The sequence below is a fragment of the Novosphingobium malaysiense genome (genome assembly GCF_000802225.1).
GTDB classification, from domain to species: Bacteria; Pseudomonadota; Alphaproteobacteria; order Sphingomonadales; family Sphingomonadaceae; genus Novosphingobium; species Novosphingobium malaysiense.
Genome location: NZ_JTDI01000003.1, coordinates 120,589 through 136,329 on the forward strand (window position 1 = coordinate 120,589; position 15,741 = coordinate 136,329).

Sequence of the window (15,741 nt, forward strand, 5' to 3'; positions counted from 1 at the left end):
TCCCGCGGCCTTCCGCAAGGGGGAGGTTTTCCATTGGGTTCGATTGCCGCCATCGTCGCCGAAATTGCCGAGGAGATGCGCGGTCACGAGCATCGCGGCAAGGTTGCGGACTACATCCCGCCGCTGGCCTGCGTGCCCGATAGCAAGTTCGGCATGGCTGTCGTGCTGCACGACGGAACCGTGCACGTCGCTGGCGATGCCGACGAGCCGTTCTCGATCCAGTCGATCTCCAAGGTTTTCGCGCTGACACTGGCGCTGGGTGCCGTCGGCGACCAGCTCTGGGCCCGGGTCGGCCGCGAGCCATCCGGTTCGGCGTTCAATTCGATTGTCCAGCTCGAGACAGAGCACGGCATCCCGCGCAATCCCTTCATCAATGCCGGCGCGATCGTCGTGTGCGACGTGCTGCTCGGCCGGCTCCAGCCGCGCGAGGCAATCGGGCAGATGCTGCGTTTCGTGCGCATGGTTGCGGGCCACGAGGGCATCGTCATCGACGAAGCCGTGGCGCGGGCAGAGCAGGACACGGGCTTTCGCAACATGGCGCTCGCCAACTACATGCGGGCTTTCGGTAATGTCCATGCGCCGGTGGAACTGGTGCTGGGCACCTACTTCCACTTCTGCGCGCTGAGCATGAGTTGTCGTCAACTGGCGCTGGCCGGGCGCTATCTGATGGACGACGGTCGTACGGAAGGCCATTCGGTGATCTCCGCGCGGCGCGCGCGGCGCATCAATGCGCTGATGATGTCCTGCGGGCACTACGACAATTCCGGAGACTTCGCCTACCGCATCGGCCTGCCCGGAAAATCGGGGGTCGGCGGCGGCATCCTTGCCGTGGCGCCGGGGATCGCCAGCATCGCCGTGTGGTCGCCGGGCCTCAATCCCAGCGGCAATTCGCACCTCGGGCAGCTTGCGCTGGAGCGGCTCGTGCATCGCACCGGCTGGTCCGTGTTCGAGCCGCGCGGCGGGTGATCAGACCTCTTCCGGCTGGCCGAGCTGGCCGGACTTGAGTGCAGGTTTCTCCTTCAGGCCGCCTTGCTCCATGATGATGTCGCGGAACTCGTCGCGCTTCTCGTGGATCGAGGCGATCACCGGGCCCATGGCCACGCCGGTTTCGACGAGGGCCGCTTCGGAAAGCTGCAGCGAGCTTTCCAGGGTCTCCGGAACCGCGTGGGTGGCGCCGGCGCGATAGAGCTGGGCGGCATGGTCGGCATCGCGGGCACGGGCGATTATCGGCAGGTCGGGAAACTGGATCCGCAGCTTCCGCACGATCCGCTGGGCGATGACGGGCTGGTCCATGGTGAGGATCACGGCGGAGGCGTGAGCGGCGCCGAGGCGCAACATGGCGTCCCCCCTGCCGGCATCGCCGAACGTCACGGCATAGCCCCGGCGGCGGCCTTCGGTGACGAAATCGGTGTCGCTGTCGACGGCGATGTAGGACCGGCCATGCTTTACCAGCATGTCGGCCACCAGCCGTCCCACGCGGCCGAAACCGACGATGATCGTGCGCGGCTCGTCGGCGTCTTCCCTGGGCTCGGCCGAGACGTCGATGCTTTCCACCTGCCGGGCCATGATCTTGCCCGCCATCGAAAGCAGCGGGGTGACGGTAAGCCCGATAGCGGTGACGATTTGCCAGAACTGGGCGGTCCCGGACTGGATGAGCTGGGCCGAGGCCGCGGCGGTCAGCACGATCAGCGTCGTTTCGGAAGGGCTCGACATCAGGATCCCCGTCTCCGTCGCGGTGCCGCGTCGCGCGCCCATCAGCCGCAACAGCACGCCCGTGACCGCGGCCTTGAGCAGGATGACGCCGACCGTGGCGACGAGGATCGACCCGAGGTTTTCCCACACTACCTGGATATCGATGCTCATGCCGATGGTGATCAGGAAGACCCCCAGCGCGAGACCCTTGAAGGGTTCGGTGATCTGCTCGACTTCGGAATGGTATTCGGTCTCTGCGATCAGCAGCCCGGCAACCAGCGCCCCGACGATGGGGGAGAGCCCGGTGGCCGCTGTCGCCAGCGACGCAAGAATCACCACCAGCAGACTCGCGGCCAGGAACAGTTCCGGGCTCTTGGTGCGCGCGGCTTGGGCGAAAAGCGGCGGGAGCAGGTAACGGCCGAAGACGAGCAGGGCGATCACTGCGGCGCTGCCCCAGCCGAGCGTGTGCAGGAGGTTGCCCATGCTGTCGCTGTCGGCATGCGGGGCCAGGGCGCCGAGCAGGAAGATGATCGGGACCAGCGCGATGTCTTCGAACAGCAGCATCGAGAGTGCCGCGCGTCCCACCGGGCTCGCGGTATTGGTGATCTTGAGCACGAGCGCGGTCGAGGACAGCGACAGCGCGAGGCCGAGCGCCAGCGCGCCCGCGAACCCCTGGCCGATGGCGGTCAGGATGAAGGTGAGCGAAGAGCCGATGACGATGAGTTCGAGCGAGCCCAGCCCGAAGACCATGCGGCGCATTTCCCACAGGCGGCCGAACGACAGCTCCAGGCCGATCGAGAACAGCAGCAGGATGATGCCGAATTCGGCGAATACCTCCAGCCCGTCGGGATCGGTTATCGTGACGTAGGACAGCCAGGGATGGTCGAAGACGTGGCGCCCCAGGCCGAACGGGCCGACCAGCAGGCCGACGAGAATGAATCCGATCACCGGGGTGATCCGGAAACGGTTGAATACGGGAATCACGATGCCTGCCGCGCCCAGTATGACCAGGGCGTCGGACAGGACGGGGGAATAGAGATCGCTGCTGCCGGCCATGTCCGGTCACTATGGCATGATGCGCGGGTTTGTCATCCGCCGGATTCTACGCTTGGGGAAAGGGCTTGGGGACAGGCGGGGCCTTCCGGTGCAACTTCACTTGGCGTTCAGCATCGTGCTGTCTATAGACCCTCGCCATGTTCGAACGTTCGCGACTGAAAACCGCCCTCCTTGCCGCCGCCACCGGGGCACTCGTTCTCACCGCTGGCTGTGCCGGGCGCGGTGGCAAGAACAAGGACACCGCCTATGTCGCGCGCGACGTCGACACGCTCTATGCGGCGGCGAAGAAACGCCTCGACGAGGGACGCACCAAGCAGGCGGCCGCCCTGTTCGACGAAGTCGAGCGCCAGCATCCCTATTCGCCCTGGGCCCGCCGCGCGCAATTGATGAGCGCCTTCAGCTATTACGCTGCGCGCGATTACAACAAGGCGATCCAGTCGGCACAGCGCTTCCTGTCGATCCACCCCGGCAACAAGGACGCGCCCTACGCCTACTACCTGATCGCGATCAGTTATTACGAGCAGATCAGCGACGTGACGCGCGACCAGAAGACCACCGAGCAGGCCAAGCAGGCGCTGACCGACATCATCCGCCGCTATCCGACGACGAGCTATGCCGCAGACGCCAAGCTCAAGCTAGACCTCGTCAACGACCACCTCGCCGGCAAGGAAATGACCATCGGTCGTTTCTACGAGCGCAGTGGCAAGTGGCTCGCCGCCACGCTGCGCTTCCGCAATGTCGTCGACAACTTCCAGACCACCAGCCACACGCCCGAAGCGCTGTATCGTCTGGTCGAGGGCTACCTCTCGCTGGGTATCCCCGATGAGGCCCAGAAGGCGGCAGCGGTGCTGGAAGCCAACTATCCCCAGAGCAAGTGGTACGCGCGTGCCTACAAGCTGATGGAGAAGCACGCGCCGGAAAACGTCGCGGCCTGATTTTCGGGCTGGTTTTGGCAAGGCGATGGCGAGTGGGTGAAATGCGCCTGCTAGGCCATTGTGCTGCCTTCAGGTTTACCACTCCGATACCTATTACCCTTTAAAGTCCAAGAGCGGGGTCATGATTGCCCCGACCTCGCCTGAAAAGGCCGGTCGACATTTGGTCGCGAGGGGACAGGCCATGGATGGCGACAAGTTCTTCGGCACCCGCAAGCGTCGCCCCGCGCGCCGCAGCGCCCGGCGTTGGCACTGGGAACTTGAGACCATTATCGCGATACTGGTGGTGACGTGGCTGCTGGGCATGATCCAGCTCGTTCATACCATCGGCTGACACCCGATCGCATCGGTGTCTACAACGCGCGAAGCGGGGTGACGGCGGCATCGCTCTTCGCTAGAACGCTTCGCGAACATGCTGAGCCGGCTTTACATCCGAAATATCGTCCTGATCGAGGCGCTCGATCTCGATTTCGCCACGGGCCTTGGAGTGCTCACCGGCGAGACCGGCGCGGGCAAGTCGATTCTGCTCGATGCGCTGGGTCTTGTGCTCGGCAACCGCGCCGACAGCGGGCTCGTGCGGGGGGGAGAAGACCGGGCGACCGTCACCGCCAGCTTCGATTTTGCAGCCCTGCCCGAAGCGGTGCGCCGGGTCGTCGACGAGGCGGAACTGGAAATCGAACCGGGCGAACCGCTCATCCTCAAGCGCCAGCTCAAGGCCGATGGCGGCTCCAAGGCCTTTCTCAACGACCAGCCGGTCGGCGTGGCTCTGCTGCGCGAGATCGCCCCGGCACTGGTCGAGATCCACGGGCAGCACGACGATCGCGGTCTCGTAAATCCGCGCGGACACAAGGCCCTGCTGGACCGCTTTGCCGGCGGGGACGTGGCTGGCGTCGAGGCCGCGTGGAAAGACTGGCGCGCGGCGCGCGATGCACTCGAGACGGCGCGGGCGCAGGTGGAAAAGGCAGCCGAGGACCAGGACCTGCTGCTGGCGCATCTTGCCGAGCTTGATGCGCTCACGCCCGAACCGGGCGAGGAAGCGCAACTCGCGATGGCTCGCGCGGACATGCAGAAGGGCGAAAAGCTCACGGACGATCTTGCCGCGCTCCAGCACTTGTGGAGCGGGTCCGATTCGGCGCTTGCCGGCTTGCGCGGAGCCGCCCGTCGGCTCGACCGGATCGCCGGCGAGCATGAATTGCTAGCCGAGGCGCTTGCCGCGCTCGACCGGGCCGTGATCGAAGCGGGCGAAGCCGAGGAAAGACTGGAACGCGCGGCAGAAGCGCTGGCGTTCGATCCTGCCGAACTCGACCGGATCGAGACCCGCCTGTTCGATCTGCGCGCGGCGGCGCGCAAGCACGATTGCCAGGTCGATGACTTGCCCGAGAAGATGCAGGAAATGCGCCTTGCCCTCGATGCTATCGAAGGCGGCACCGAACATCTGGCGCAACTGGAAAAGGCGGCGGAGCAGGCCGGCCACGTCTATCGCGAGCGGGCCGAGGCCTTGCATGACCTGCGCCGCGCCGCCGCCAAACGGCTCGATGTCGCCGTGGCGGGAGAGCTGGCGCCGCTCAAGCTCGATGCCGCGCGGTTCCAGACGTCGGTCGTGCGGCTGCCCGAAGAACGCTGGGGCACGCAGGGCATGGATGCAGTGGAATTCCTCATCAGCACCAATCCCGGCGCCGATTTCGCCCCGCTCGCCAAGATCGCCTCGGGCGGCGAACTTTCGCGCTTCATTCTCGCGCTCAAGGTGGCGCTGGCCGAAGAAGGCGGCGCAGCGACAGTGATCTTCGACGAGATCGACCGCGGCGTGGGCGGCGCCGTCGCCAGCGCCATCGGCGAGCGCCTGGCACGGCTTGCCGGCGGCGGACAACTGCTGGCGGTCACCCACAGCCCGCAGGTCGCTGCACGTGGGACGCGGCACTACATGATCGCCAAGTCCAGCGAGGGAACGGTCACGCGGACGTCGGTCGTGATGCTCGATGAAGGGGCTCGGAAGGAAGAAATCGCCCGCATGCTGTCGGGGGCCGAAGTGACCGACGAGGCGCGGGCCCAGGCGGACAGGCTGCTGGAGGGCGTGTGACGGGGCTCGGCAATTCGGCGTCGACAGCCCCCTTTCTGGAGAGGAGTACGTGGTGAATATCTCCGAAGCGGAAGCCGCCAATGAGTTGATGCGGCTGGCGCGGCAGATTGCCCGGCACAATCGGCTTTATCACGCCGAAGATGCCCCCGAGATATCCGACGCCGAATACGATGCGCTGGTGCGGCGCAATGCGGAATTGGAGGCAGCTTTCCCGCATCTGGTTCGGCAGGACAGCCCTTCGAACGCGATTGGGCACGAAGTCGCCGCCTCGCCCCTCTCGAAAGTGACGCACGAGGTTCGCATGATGAGCCTCGACAATGCCTTTACCGACGAGGAAGTGGAGGAGTTTGTTGCCCGCGTGCGGCGATTCCTGGCGCTGTCCGCTGACGAGCCGGTGGCGATGACGGCGGAAGACAAGATCGACGGACTTTCGTGCTCGCTGCGCTACGAGAAGGGCAAGCTGGTGCGTGCGGCCACCCGCGGCGATGGTCAGGTTGGTGAGGACGTGACCCCCAATGTCGCCCACATCGACGACATCGTTCAGGAGCTGCAGGGAAAAGACGTGCCCGACGTCTTCGAGGTGCGCGGCGAGGTCTACATGGAAAAGGCCGCGTTTCTCGCGTTGAACGAGCAATTGATGGCGGATGCCCGGGCCCAGGCCGAAGCGAAGGGAGAGGCTTTCGACGAAATGAAGGTCCGCCAGTTCGCCAATCCCCGCAATGCCGCTGCCGGCTCGCTGCGGCAGAAGGACGCCAGGGTCACGGCGCGGCGCCCCTTGCGGTTCTGGGCGCACGGCTGGGGAGCGGTGTCGGACCTGCCCGGCGAGACGCAGCACGAAGTGATCCGCAAGATCGAGTCCTGGGGGCTGCCGGTCTCGCCGCAGTTTCGCAGGTGCAGTTCGCTGGACGAGATGCTGGAAGCCTATCGATCCATCCGCGAAGGGCGCCCCGATCTGCCCTTCGAGATCGATGGCGTGGTGTACAAGATCGACCGGCTCGACTGGCAGCAGCGTCTCGGCTTCGTTGCCAAGGCGCCGCGCTGGGCACTGGCGCACAAGTTCCCGGCGGAGCGCGCCGAGACCATTCTCGAATCGATCGATATCCAGGTCGGTCGCACTGGCAAGCTCACGCCCGTGGGGCGCCTCAAGCCGGTGCTCGTGGGCGGGGTCACCGTGACCAACGTCACGCTGCACAACCGCGACGAGATCGCACGTCTCGGCGTGCGACCGGGGGACCGCATCGTCCTGCAGCGGGCGGGCGACGTGATCCCGCAAGTGGTGGACAATCTCACGCGCGACGAGCAGCGTCCGGCATTCGCGTTTCCCGACCATTGCCCCGAATGCGGTTCGGAAGCCGTGGCGGAGGAAGGCGAGGTTGACGTGCGCTGCACCGGCGGCCTCATCTGTCCGGCCCAGCGCACGGAGCGGCTGAAGCATTTCGTCAGCCGCGCGGCGCTCGATATCGAGGGGCTCGGCGAGAAGACCATAGACGAATTCTTCGCCAAGGGCTGGCTGGAAAGTCCGGCCGACATATTCAGGCTGAAGAACCGGCGGGACGAGATCCTTGCCCTCGAGGGCTGGAAGGACAAGTCTGTGGACAACCTGTTGAGTGCTGTGGAAAGCAAGCGCGAGCCCGACGCGGCGCGGCTCCTGTTCGGCTTGGGAATCCGCCATGTCGGGGCAGTCACAGCGCGTGACCTGATGAAACGCTTCGAAACCCTCCCGGCACTGCGCGAAATCGCGGAACTGGCGCATGCCAAGGAAGGCGAGGAGAGGGCGCAGGCCGCGAGCGAGGCCTATTCCGAACTGGTGTCGATAGACGGCATCGGTCCGGTCGTGGTCGAGGCACTCGGCGACTTCTTCCACGAGGATCACAACAAGCAGGTCTGGGACGACCTGCTCGGCGAAGTCTCGCCGCCGCCCTACGTCGTGGAAACGAAGGACAGCGCCGTGGCGGGAAAGACCGTCGTCTTTACCGGCAAGCTTGAAACCATGAGCCGGGACGAGGCCAAGGCACAGGCGGAGCGACTGGGCGCCAAGGCCGCCGGTTCGGTTTCGGCCAAGACCGATCTCGTCGTGGCCGGGCCCGGGGCCGGATCGAAACTCAAGAAGGCCGCGGATCTCGGCATTGACGTGATCGACGAGGCGGCGTGGGCGGAAATCGTCAAGGCTGCTGGCTGACGGGAGCTGTCAGCGCGGCCTGTCCTCTTTCCGCCCATTCTCCCCCGACGAGCGGACGATCAGGAAAAGCGCCCCTGGCGTTCGTGCACCTGCCGGTAGTGCTGGACCCGAGTGGCGCGCAGGCCGGCCATGCCTTCACGATCGATGGCCCTTTGCCACGAGGCCAGTTCTTCCAACGTCAGGCCATAGCGTTCGCAGGCTTCGGCAATCGTCAGCAAACCGCCGTTGACGGCTGCGACGACTTCGGCCTTTCGCCTCACGACCCATCGCGACGTGGACGGTGGTGGCAGATTCTCTTCCCGCAACGCCTCGCCGAGTGGACCGATGACCGTATCCGGACGATCAAGATCAGACTGAAACATGGTTGGTCTCTCAAGACTGTTGATGCCAACCCCCCTTACTCACGGATTCTTGCCGTAAATCGTTAATGCCGGCTCACTCGGCATGGTTAACAGAAAATTGCCGGGCGTCCGTTAAATATCTGAAAATAAATGAAAAGAGGACGGATAAATAGTTTCGGAATTCATTTACGGCCCATTTACCTCCTTTAATTACTCTTCCGGATGGACACGTACCGGCATCTGGATGGGGACCATGGCCTCGGACATCAGCGACGATTCTCCGTATTCGGCGGCAGTCGCCAGGCATGTCTCCGAGGACGGATGCCAGTTCGTCTTCAACGAGACGCGCGTGGCCCCGGGGCAGCGCTTTCGTTTCAAGCTTGCCGATTTCTCGCCCGTCATCGGCACGGTTCGCTGGGTGGTAGGCGATCACGTGGGCTTCGCGTTCGATCGTCCGCTCTCCCGGGACTGCCAGGAGGCCCTGCAAAATCACTGCCGCGACGTCCACGGCCTGGAGTTGTTCCTGGCCTGAGCCGATCCTACTTGCGGCGTTTCCGCATCCAGAGGATCGACCAGTCGCCATTGACGAGCCGCGCGGCCAGTCTCAGGCCCGCTCGGCGGCAGGCGGAGCGCACCGCGGCTTCCTGCGTTTCCAGCAGGCCGGCGAGCAACAGGTGCCCGCCCGGGACAAGCGCGGCGCCGAAGTCCGGGGCCAGCGACACCAGCGGGCCGGCGAGGATATTGGCCATGATGAAATCGTAGGGGCCGCGCGCGGCCAGCAGCGGGTGATCCATGCCGTCGGCGATCGTCATCACGAGCTCGCCGTTTCGCGATCCCATGCGCACCCCGTTCGCGCGGGCATTGGCTTCCACGACATCGGCGCAGACCGCATCGATGTCGCTCGCGGTGGCCAACGCGCTGGGCCACAGGGCGAGGGCGGCGAAGGCGAGCAGCCCCGTGCCGGTGCCGATATCGGCGCAATTGCGCACCACCGTGCCTTGCGCCTTCATGTGCGTAAGCATCGCCAGGCACCCGGCCGTGGTGGCGTGCTGCCCTGTACCGAAGGCCTGACTGGCCGGGATGGTAAAGTCGATCAGGCCCGGCTCGTTGCTCGCCGGATGCTCGGGCGTGTGGACGTAGAAGCGCCCCGCGCGGATGGGTTCGAGGTTCTGCTGGCTGGCCACGAGCCAGTCGGTGTCCGGCAGTTCCTCGACGGTAAATTCGGGTGCCTCGCCGGCAAAAAGCGCGGCCAGGGCATCCTTGTCGGCCTGCGTGGGTGCGCGAGAGAGCCAGGCTTCGAGCTGCCAGTCGTCGGGCCGGTCCTCGGCCACTTCGCTGCCGGACAGGACGATTTCCGGATCCCAGTCGAGCGCGTCTTCATGCGCGACGAGGGCGGCTTCGATGACCTCGCGAGGGGCGAGGGCGGTCAGTTTCCAGCTCATGGGGTCTCGGTCCCGGCTTCCTTAGCCAGACGGTCTTCGATGCGTTTCCTTGCGGTGGCGGCATAGTCGGTACAGGCTGAAGCCGCGACCAGCGGAGCTTTCCCGGCGAAGCGGGGCATCATGCCGCTTGCCGAGGGATGCGGCGTCAGCAGCACATCGCAGGGCAGGGCGCCGATCTGCTCCAACCCGAGGTCGATCTGCGCAACGCGGTCCGGGTGATCGGAAAAGCGATACGCATCTGCGGAAATGGTCGTGGCACTGTCGGCATAGGCGATCATGCGGCAGGTGAAGTCTGCAGTGCACGATTGCCATGTCCAGCTCGTCGAGCCCGGCGAGTGCACCGGCGTGGCATGGGCCGTCACGGCGAGATTGCCCGCGACCACGCTGTCGCCGTCTTCCAGCACCTTGTCGACGGCGACCGGTGCGAAGCCGTCGGTAATGTCATGCTGCGGATCGTCCAGCGAAGGCTCGCCCGATTCGAGCAAGGCGGCGGCAGGCCTGAGTGCGGCGATTTTCGCGCCGGTAGCTTTCTGGAGTGCGGCCAGGGCGCCGACGTGATCGAAATGCTCATGGCTCGAGACGATCCAGCGCACGTCTTTGGGCTGCAAGCCGAGCCTGGCAATGTTCGAAAGGACCAGCGGCGCAGCATCGGGCATGCCGCCGTCGATCAGGACGTGACCGTCCTCGCCGGTTATCAGGATTGCGGCAATCCCGCAGGTACCCACGTACCAGGTGTTCCCGAAGACATGGGCCGGCGGAGCGGGGTCCAGCCATCCGTCCTTGCCGGAACAGGCCTGGGCCAAATCCGCGGTGGTGAAGGTCTCTGCCGCTGCGGGCTGGGCCTGTGCGGAAGCTGCGCTCGCCGCTAGCAGTGCGGCCAGCAAAAGAGGCTTGGGGGCGCGACTCATGGCTCTCGCTTTACGCCTCGCCGCCGCGATAGGCCAGACGGCCCTAGCACTAACTCGCGTTGCGGAACTTGCACCATGCGACGATTTGGCTAAGGGGACAACGACGAGGGCAGCCCTTCACGCTGCCGCAGGCAAGGGGATTCGCAAGAGCATGGCTACCGCCGGCACCAAGAACCGACCGCTTTCGCCCCACCTCCAGATCTGGCGCTGGGGCCCGCACATGTTCGTTTCGATCCTGCACCGCGTGACCGGCAACGGTCTTGCCGTGGCGGGTCTGGGCGTTCTGCTGTGGTGGCTGGGTGCGCTCGCAAGCGGCCCCGATGCCTATGCGACTTTCGCCTGGGCCATGACGACACCGATCGGCTATATCGTTCTGGTGGGTATCTCCTGGGCTTTCTTCACCCACATGATGAGCGGCCTGCGGCACTTCGTGCTCGACGTGGGCGCCGGGTTCGAGCTCAACACCAACAAGGTCTGGTCGATCCTTTCGCCGGTCCTGGGCGTTCTGCTCACCGCGGCCTTCTGGGCGCTCCTGCTGCTTCGCTGAGGGACGGAAAAAATGGGTAATGGAACTTCCATCGGCCGCGTTCGCGGCCTCGGCTCGGCCAAGGGCGGCACGCATCACTGGCTGATCCAGCGCTTCACCGCCATCGGCAACCTCTTCCTGGTGCTGTGGCTGGTCGTCTCGATCGTGCTGCTGCAGGACCTGTCCTACGCTTCGGTTGCCGATTGGCTGTCGAACCCGGTCCCCGCCGTGGCGATGATCCTCCTGCTCGTATCGACCTTCTGGCACGCGCGCCTCGGCATGCAGGTCATGATCGAGGACTACGTGCATGAGCATGCGAACAAGTTCGCCTGCATTGTCGCCCTGAACCTTGCCGCATTCGCAGGCGCCGCTTTCGGCGTGTTCTGCGTCGTCCGCCTCGCGCTGGGAGCCTCCGCCTGATGTCCGCGCCCGCCTACAAGATCATCGACCACACTTACGACACCGTCGTCGTCGGCGCCGGCGGCTCGGGCCTGCGCGCCACGATGGGCTCTGCCGAAGCCGGCCTGAAAACGGCCTGCATCACCAAGGTCTTCCCGACCCGCTCGCACACCGTTGCGGCGCAGGGCGGCATCGCCGCTTCGCTCAAGAACAACACGCCGGACCACTGGACCTGGCATATGTACGACACCGTCAAGGGGTCGGACTGGCTGGGCGACCAGGACGCCATCGAATACATGGTGCGCGAAGCGCCTGCGGCGGTCTACGAGCTGGAGCACGCCGGTGTGCCCTTCAGCCGCAACGCAGACGGCACGATCTACCAGCGCCCGTTCGGCGGCCACATGCAGAACATGGGCGAAGGCCCGCCGGTGCAGCGCACCTGCGCCGCGGCCGACCGTACCGGTCACGCCATGCTCCATGCGCTCTACCAGCAGTCGCTGAAGTACGCCGCGGACTTCTACATCGAATACTTCGCGATCGACCTGATCATGGAGAACGGCCAGTGCCGCGGTGTGATCGCCATCTGCCTGGACGACGGCTCGATCCACCGCTTCCGCTCGCAGGCCGTCGTGCTCGCGACCGGCGGTTACGGCCGCTGCTACTTCACCGCGACTTCGGCCCATACCTGCACCGGTGACGGCGGCGGCATGGTGCTGCGCGCGGGCCTGCCGCTGCAGGACATGGAATTCGTGCAGTTCCACCCGACCGGCATCTACGGCGCCGGCGTTCTCATCACCGAGGGCGCGCGCGGCGAGGGCGGGTATCTCACCAACTCCGAAGGTGAGCGCTTCATGGAGCGCTATGCCCCCTCGGCCAAGGACCTCGCCTCGCGCGACGTCGTCAGCCGCTCGATGGCGCTCGAAATCCGTGAAGGCCGCGGTGTCGGCCCGAACAAGGACCACATCTTCCTGCACCTCGATCACATCGATCCCAAGGTTCTGGCCGAGCGCCTGCCGGGCATCACCGAATCGGGCAAGATCTTCGCTGGCGTCGACCTTACCCGTCAGCCTCTGCCGGTGGTTCCGACCGTCCACTACAACATGGGCGGTATCCCGACGAACTATCACGGCGAAGTCGTCACCATCGGTGCAGACGGCAATCCGGAAACCGTGGTGCCGGGCCTCTTCGCCGTCGGCGAGGCGGCCTGCGTCTCGGTCCATGGCGCGAACCGCCTCGGCTCGAACTCGCTGATCGACCTCGTGGTGTTCGGCCGCGCCACCGGCCACCGCCTCAAGGAACTGGTCAAGCCCGGCGTCTCGCAGGCTGAACTGCCCAAGGACTCCGCGGATCTGGCGCTTACCCGCCTCGATCACTTCCGCAACGCCAAGGGCGGCTCGCCCACAGCGGAAGTTCGCACGGACATGCAGCGCACCATGTCGCAGCACGCAGCGGTGTTCCGCACCGACGAACTCATGGTCGAAGGCAAGGAAAAGCTGGCCAAGACCTACGAGCGCATGCAGGACATCCACGTGTCCGACAAGGGCCTGATCTGGAACTCCGATCTCATCGAGACGCTGGAGCTGGACAACCTCATCGCTCAGGCCACCGTGACGCTCCACGGCGCCCAGAACCGCAAGGAAAGCCGCGGCGCCCACGCGCACGAGGACTTCCCGAACCGCGACGACGCCAACTGGATGAAGCACACCGCAGCCTGGTTCGACGGCTGGGGTGGCAAGGGCGGCGAGGTTCGCCTCGGCTATCGTCCGGTGCACGAATACACGCTCACCGACGATGTCGAGTACATCAAGCCGAAGGCACGCGTGTACTAAGATCATCCTCACGTGGCTTGGCCGCTTCAACGCGGTCGTCACGTGCTGGTTTTCCATGGCCGCCGGCGTTTTTGTGCGCCGGCGGCTTTCTTTTTCCGATATATCCCGATCCGAAGTGCCGCTGCCGTCCGTGACCCCATTCGACGAACGGCAATCGGCAGCGGACCAACGACATGGCCTTAATCCGGCGTTCATGTTTACAAGCGTAGTCGATTACATACGTAAACGATGGAGAAGCGCGTGGCGGGCACACCGGACCAGCCGGACCGAATTTCCGAAGCCGAGCAGGCCGTGATGGAGGCGCTGTGGCAGCGTTCTCCGCTTACGGCGCAGGAAGTGTGCGAGCATGTCTGTGCCGAGCGCGACTGGAGCCTCAACACGGTCAAGACGCTGCTCTCGCGGCTGGTGGCCAAGCAGGCGGTCGCGACGCAGCCGGACGGCAAGCGTTTCCTCTATTCGCCCCGTATCGCCCGGTCCGACTATCTGGGCACCGAAAGCCGCCGTCTGGTGGACCGCCTGTTCGGCGGCCGTGCGGCGCCGCTGTTCGCGCATCTTGCCCAGTCCGAAGGGCTGACCCCTGATGACATCGCCGAAATCGAGGCCCTGCTGAAGGAGCTGAAGTCATGATCGAATGGCTGACCGATACGCTCGTGATGACGGGCGCGCTGCTGGCGCTGGTCCTTCTGGTCCGCAAGCCCGTGGGGCGCTGGTTCGGACCGCACGCGGCCTATGCGCTATGGGCGCTGCCGATGATCCGGCTGGTGCTGCCGCCGCTGGCGCTGCCGCGCAATCTCCTGCCGCTGCCGAAGGTCTCGATCGAGCCGATCGTTGCCGGCGCGACCACGGTAGAGCCGGTCCGTGTCGGGGCCGCTTCGGTGATGACGGCGCCGGTGGATCCGGCTCCGGTCGTCGTCGCCGAGCCGGGTTTGCTGGCGCAGGTGCCGTGGACCACGGTTTTGCTGACGGTATGGCTGCTGGGCGTGTTGGCGTTCCTGGGCTGGCGCACGTGGAACTACTTCACCATGCGCCGCGAACTGCTGGCTGAGGCGCGGCTCGTGGCCCATGCCGAGGGTGTGCGCATTGTCGAGACTCCTGCCGCTGCCGCACCGCTGGCCTTCGGCGTGTTCGACAAGGTCGTGGCGCTGCCGAGCGGCTTCCTGGCGAATACCGACTCGGAAAGCTCGGACTTCGCGATTGCCCACGAACTGGAGCATCACGCGGGCAACGACCTGCTGGCGATCATCGTCATGCAGCCGCTGTTCGCACTGCACTGGTTCAATCCGCTGGCCTGGGCCGCATGGCGCGCGCTGCGTGGCGATCAGGAAGTTGCCTGCGATGCCCGTGTCGTGGCTGGCCGTGACCGCAGCATCCGGGCCCGCTATGGGCAGTTGATTGCCTCCTATGCCGCCGGGACCCGGCTTGCACTGGCCGCGCCGATGGCCGGACCGCTGACCGGCGACAAGCCGATCATCCATCGCCTCAAGGCGCTGGCCCACAAGGATGTCACGCCCGCCCGGCGTGTGCTGGGACGCAGCCTTTTCGCCATGGCCATCGTCGCGGTCCCCGCCACTGCCACGGTCAGCTATGCGGCGATGGATGAGCCCGGCAATCTGCAAGCAGTTGCCGTGCCGGAGGCGCCTGCAGCGCCGGCCGCCCCCGCTGCGCCGGAACCGCCCGCCGCCCCCGAACCGCCGCGATGGAACGCATCCGAGGCCGAAATTCCCGCACCTCCGGCCCCTCCGGCTCCGCCTGCCGCGCCCGATCACAAGACGGTCTGGATCCACAAGTCCGGGAATCGGGATGCCGAGCGCAGCGCGGCTTTTGCAGAGCGCCAGGCGGCCCAGGCGGAACGCCGTGCGGAACGGGAACAGCGTCAGATGGAACGACAGGTCGAACGCCAGGCCGCTGAGGCCGAGCGACAGGCAGCTCAGGCCGAGCGGATGGCAGCCGAAGCCGTCGCTCGCGCGCCCAAAGTGGAGGAAACGGTGACCCGCGACGGCAAGAAGGTCATTCGCATCGTCCACAAGACCGGGGACGGCAAGCGCGAGGTGAAGCAGGAAATGGTGCTGGAAGACGATTGTCCGGCAGACAGTCCGCGCTCCACGCGTGATCGCTCGCAGTCCCGGACGGTTATCTGTACCGGCGTGCCCAAGGTCGCAATGACGGCCACGATCAAGGCACTCAAGTCCGCCCGTCAGGCCATCGTATCCGAACGCGACCTGGGGGAAGAGGAGCGGGCGCAAATCCTTGCCGATCTCGACAGCGAAATTGCCGACGCCTTCAAGGAAATGCACGAAGCCAACTGAACTGCAGCGTTTCGAGCAAAATTTAGCACCGGGATCGTTTCATGGTCCCGGTGC

The 15,741-nt window shown here is 65.5% G+C and carries 15 protein-coding genes; 11 read left to right on the top strand and 4 right to left on the bottom strand.

Features of this window, described 5'->3' with window-relative positions:
* Positions 1–33 precede the first annotated feature (33 nt).
* A complete protein-coding gene (locus LK12_RS08495) occupies positions 34–966 on the top strand; it encodes a glutaminase (protein WP_039282163.1) in 933 nt (310 codons plus the stop codon).
* Here the strand turns inward: LK12_RS08495 and LK12_RS08500 are convergent, their stop codons facing one another.
* Positions 967–2,748: a cation:proton antiporter domain-containing protein gene (locus LK12_RS08500; protein WP_039282166.1), complete on the bottom strand. Its 1,782-nt coding sequence runs from the start codon at positions 2,746–2,748 to the stop codon at positions 967–969.
* A 137-nt stretch (positions 2,749–2,885) separates the two neighbouring features.
* On the opposite strand from LK12_RS08500, the gene LK12_RS08505 reads away from it, so the two are divergent.
* From LK12_RS08505 to ligA, 4 genes are all read left to right on the top strand, one after another.
* On the top strand, positions 2,886–3,683 hold the full coding sequence (locus tag LK12_RS08505; RefSeq protein WP_039282168.1) for an outer membrane protein assembly factor BamD: 798 nt from the start codon (positions 2,886–2,888) through the stop codon (positions 3,681–3,683).
* Positions 3,684–3,843: 160 nt separating this feature from the next.
* Complete coding sequence (locus LK12_RS24610; RefSeq protein ID WP_156135435.1) at positions 3,844–4,014, top strand: hypothetical protein; 171 nt, start codon at positions 3,844–3,846, stop codon at positions 4,012–4,014.
* 78 nt (positions 4,015–4,092) lie between these two features.
* Positions 4,093–5,757, top strand: a complete 1,665-nt coding sequence (recN, locus tag LK12_RS08510; RefSeq protein WP_039282171.1) for a DNA repair protein RecN — start codon at positions 4,093–4,095, stop codon at positions 5,755–5,757.
* 88 nt (positions 5,758–5,845) lie between these two features.
* Complete coding sequence (ligA, locus tag LK12_RS08515; protein WP_052223406.1) at positions 5,846–7,936, top strand: NAD-dependent DNA ligase LigA; 2,091 nt, start codon at positions 5,846–5,848, stop codon at positions 7,934–7,936.
* A gap of 59 nt (positions 7,937–7,995) precedes the next feature.
* Here the strand turns inward: ligA and sciP are convergent, their stop codons facing one another.
* On the bottom strand, positions 7,996–8,298 hold the full coding sequence (gene sciP, locus LK12_RS08520) for a CtrA inhibitor SciP (protein WP_039282179.1): 303 nt from the start codon (positions 8,296–8,298) through the stop codon (positions 7,996–7,998).
* Positions 8,299–8,521: 223 nt separating this feature from the next.
* On the opposite strand from sciP, the gene LK12_RS08525 reads away from it, so the two are divergent.
* Positions 8,522–8,809 carry a PilZ domain-containing protein gene (locus LK12_RS08525; protein WP_231568295.1) on the top strand — a complete coding sequence of 96 codons (288 nt, stop codon included), beginning with the start codon at positions 8,522–8,524 and terminating at the stop codon, positions 8,807–8,809.
* 7 nt (positions 8,810–8,816) lie between these two features.
* Here the strand turns inward: LK12_RS08525 and LK12_RS08530 are convergent, their stop codons facing one another.
* Positions 8,817–9,719 (bottom strand): 50S ribosomal protein L11 methyltransferase, encoded by a 903-nt coding sequence (locus LK12_RS08530; protein WP_039282185.1) that lies wholly within the window; start codon positions 9,717–9,719, stop codon positions 8,817–8,819.
* Positions 9,716–10,627 carry a subclass B3 metallo-beta-lactamase gene (bla, locus tag LK12_RS08535; RefSeq protein WP_052223287.1) on the bottom strand — a complete coding sequence of 304 codons (912 nt, stop codon included), beginning with the start codon at positions 10,625–10,627 and terminating at the stop codon, positions 9,716–9,718. Before bla ends, LK12_RS08530 begins: the two co-directional genes overlap by 4 nt.
* A 151-nt stretch (positions 10,628–10,778) precedes the next feature.
* On the opposite strand from bla, the gene sdhC reads away from it, so the two are divergent.
* The 5 genes from sdhC to LK12_RS08560 all read left to right on the top strand — a co-directional run bounded on the left by sdhC (position 10,779) and on the right by LK12_RS08560 (position 15,687).
* The gene (gene sdhC, locus LK12_RS08540) at positions 10,779–11,174 is read left to right on the top strand and encodes a succinate dehydrogenase, cytochrome b556 subunit (protein WP_039282190.1); all 396 of its coding nucleotides are present in this window, start codon (positions 10,779–10,781) and stop codon (positions 11,172–11,174) included.
* 12 nt (positions 11,175–11,186) lie between these two features.
* Positions 11,187–11,573 (top strand): succinate dehydrogenase, hydrophobic membrane anchor protein, encoded by a 387-nt coding sequence (gene sdhD / locus LK12_RS08545; protein WP_039282193.1) that lies wholly within the window; start codon positions 11,187–11,189, stop codon positions 11,571–11,573.
* The gene (gene sdhA / locus LK12_RS08550; RefSeq protein ID WP_039282197.1) at positions 11,573–13,381 is read left to right on the top strand and encodes a succinate dehydrogenase flavoprotein subunit; all 1,809 of its coding nucleotides are present in this window, start codon (positions 11,573–11,575) and stop codon (positions 13,379–13,381) included. The genes sdhD and sdhA overlap by 1 nt, the downstream gene beginning before the upstream one ends.
* Before the next feature lie 228 nt (positions 13,382–13,609).
* Positions 13,610–14,008: a BlaI/MecI/CopY family transcriptional regulator gene (locus LK12_RS08555; protein WP_039282200.1), complete on the top strand. Its 399-nt coding sequence runs from the start codon at positions 13,610–13,612 to the stop codon at positions 14,006–14,008.
* Positions 14,005–15,687 carry a M56 family metallopeptidase gene (locus LK12_RS08560; RefSeq protein ID WP_039282203.1) on the top strand — a complete coding sequence of 561 codons (1,683 nt, stop codon included), beginning with the start codon at positions 14,005–14,007 and terminating at the stop codon, positions 15,685–15,687. The genes LK12_RS08555 and LK12_RS08560 overlap by 4 nt, the downstream gene beginning before the upstream one ends.
* Positions 15,688–15,741 lie beyond the last annotated feature (54 nt).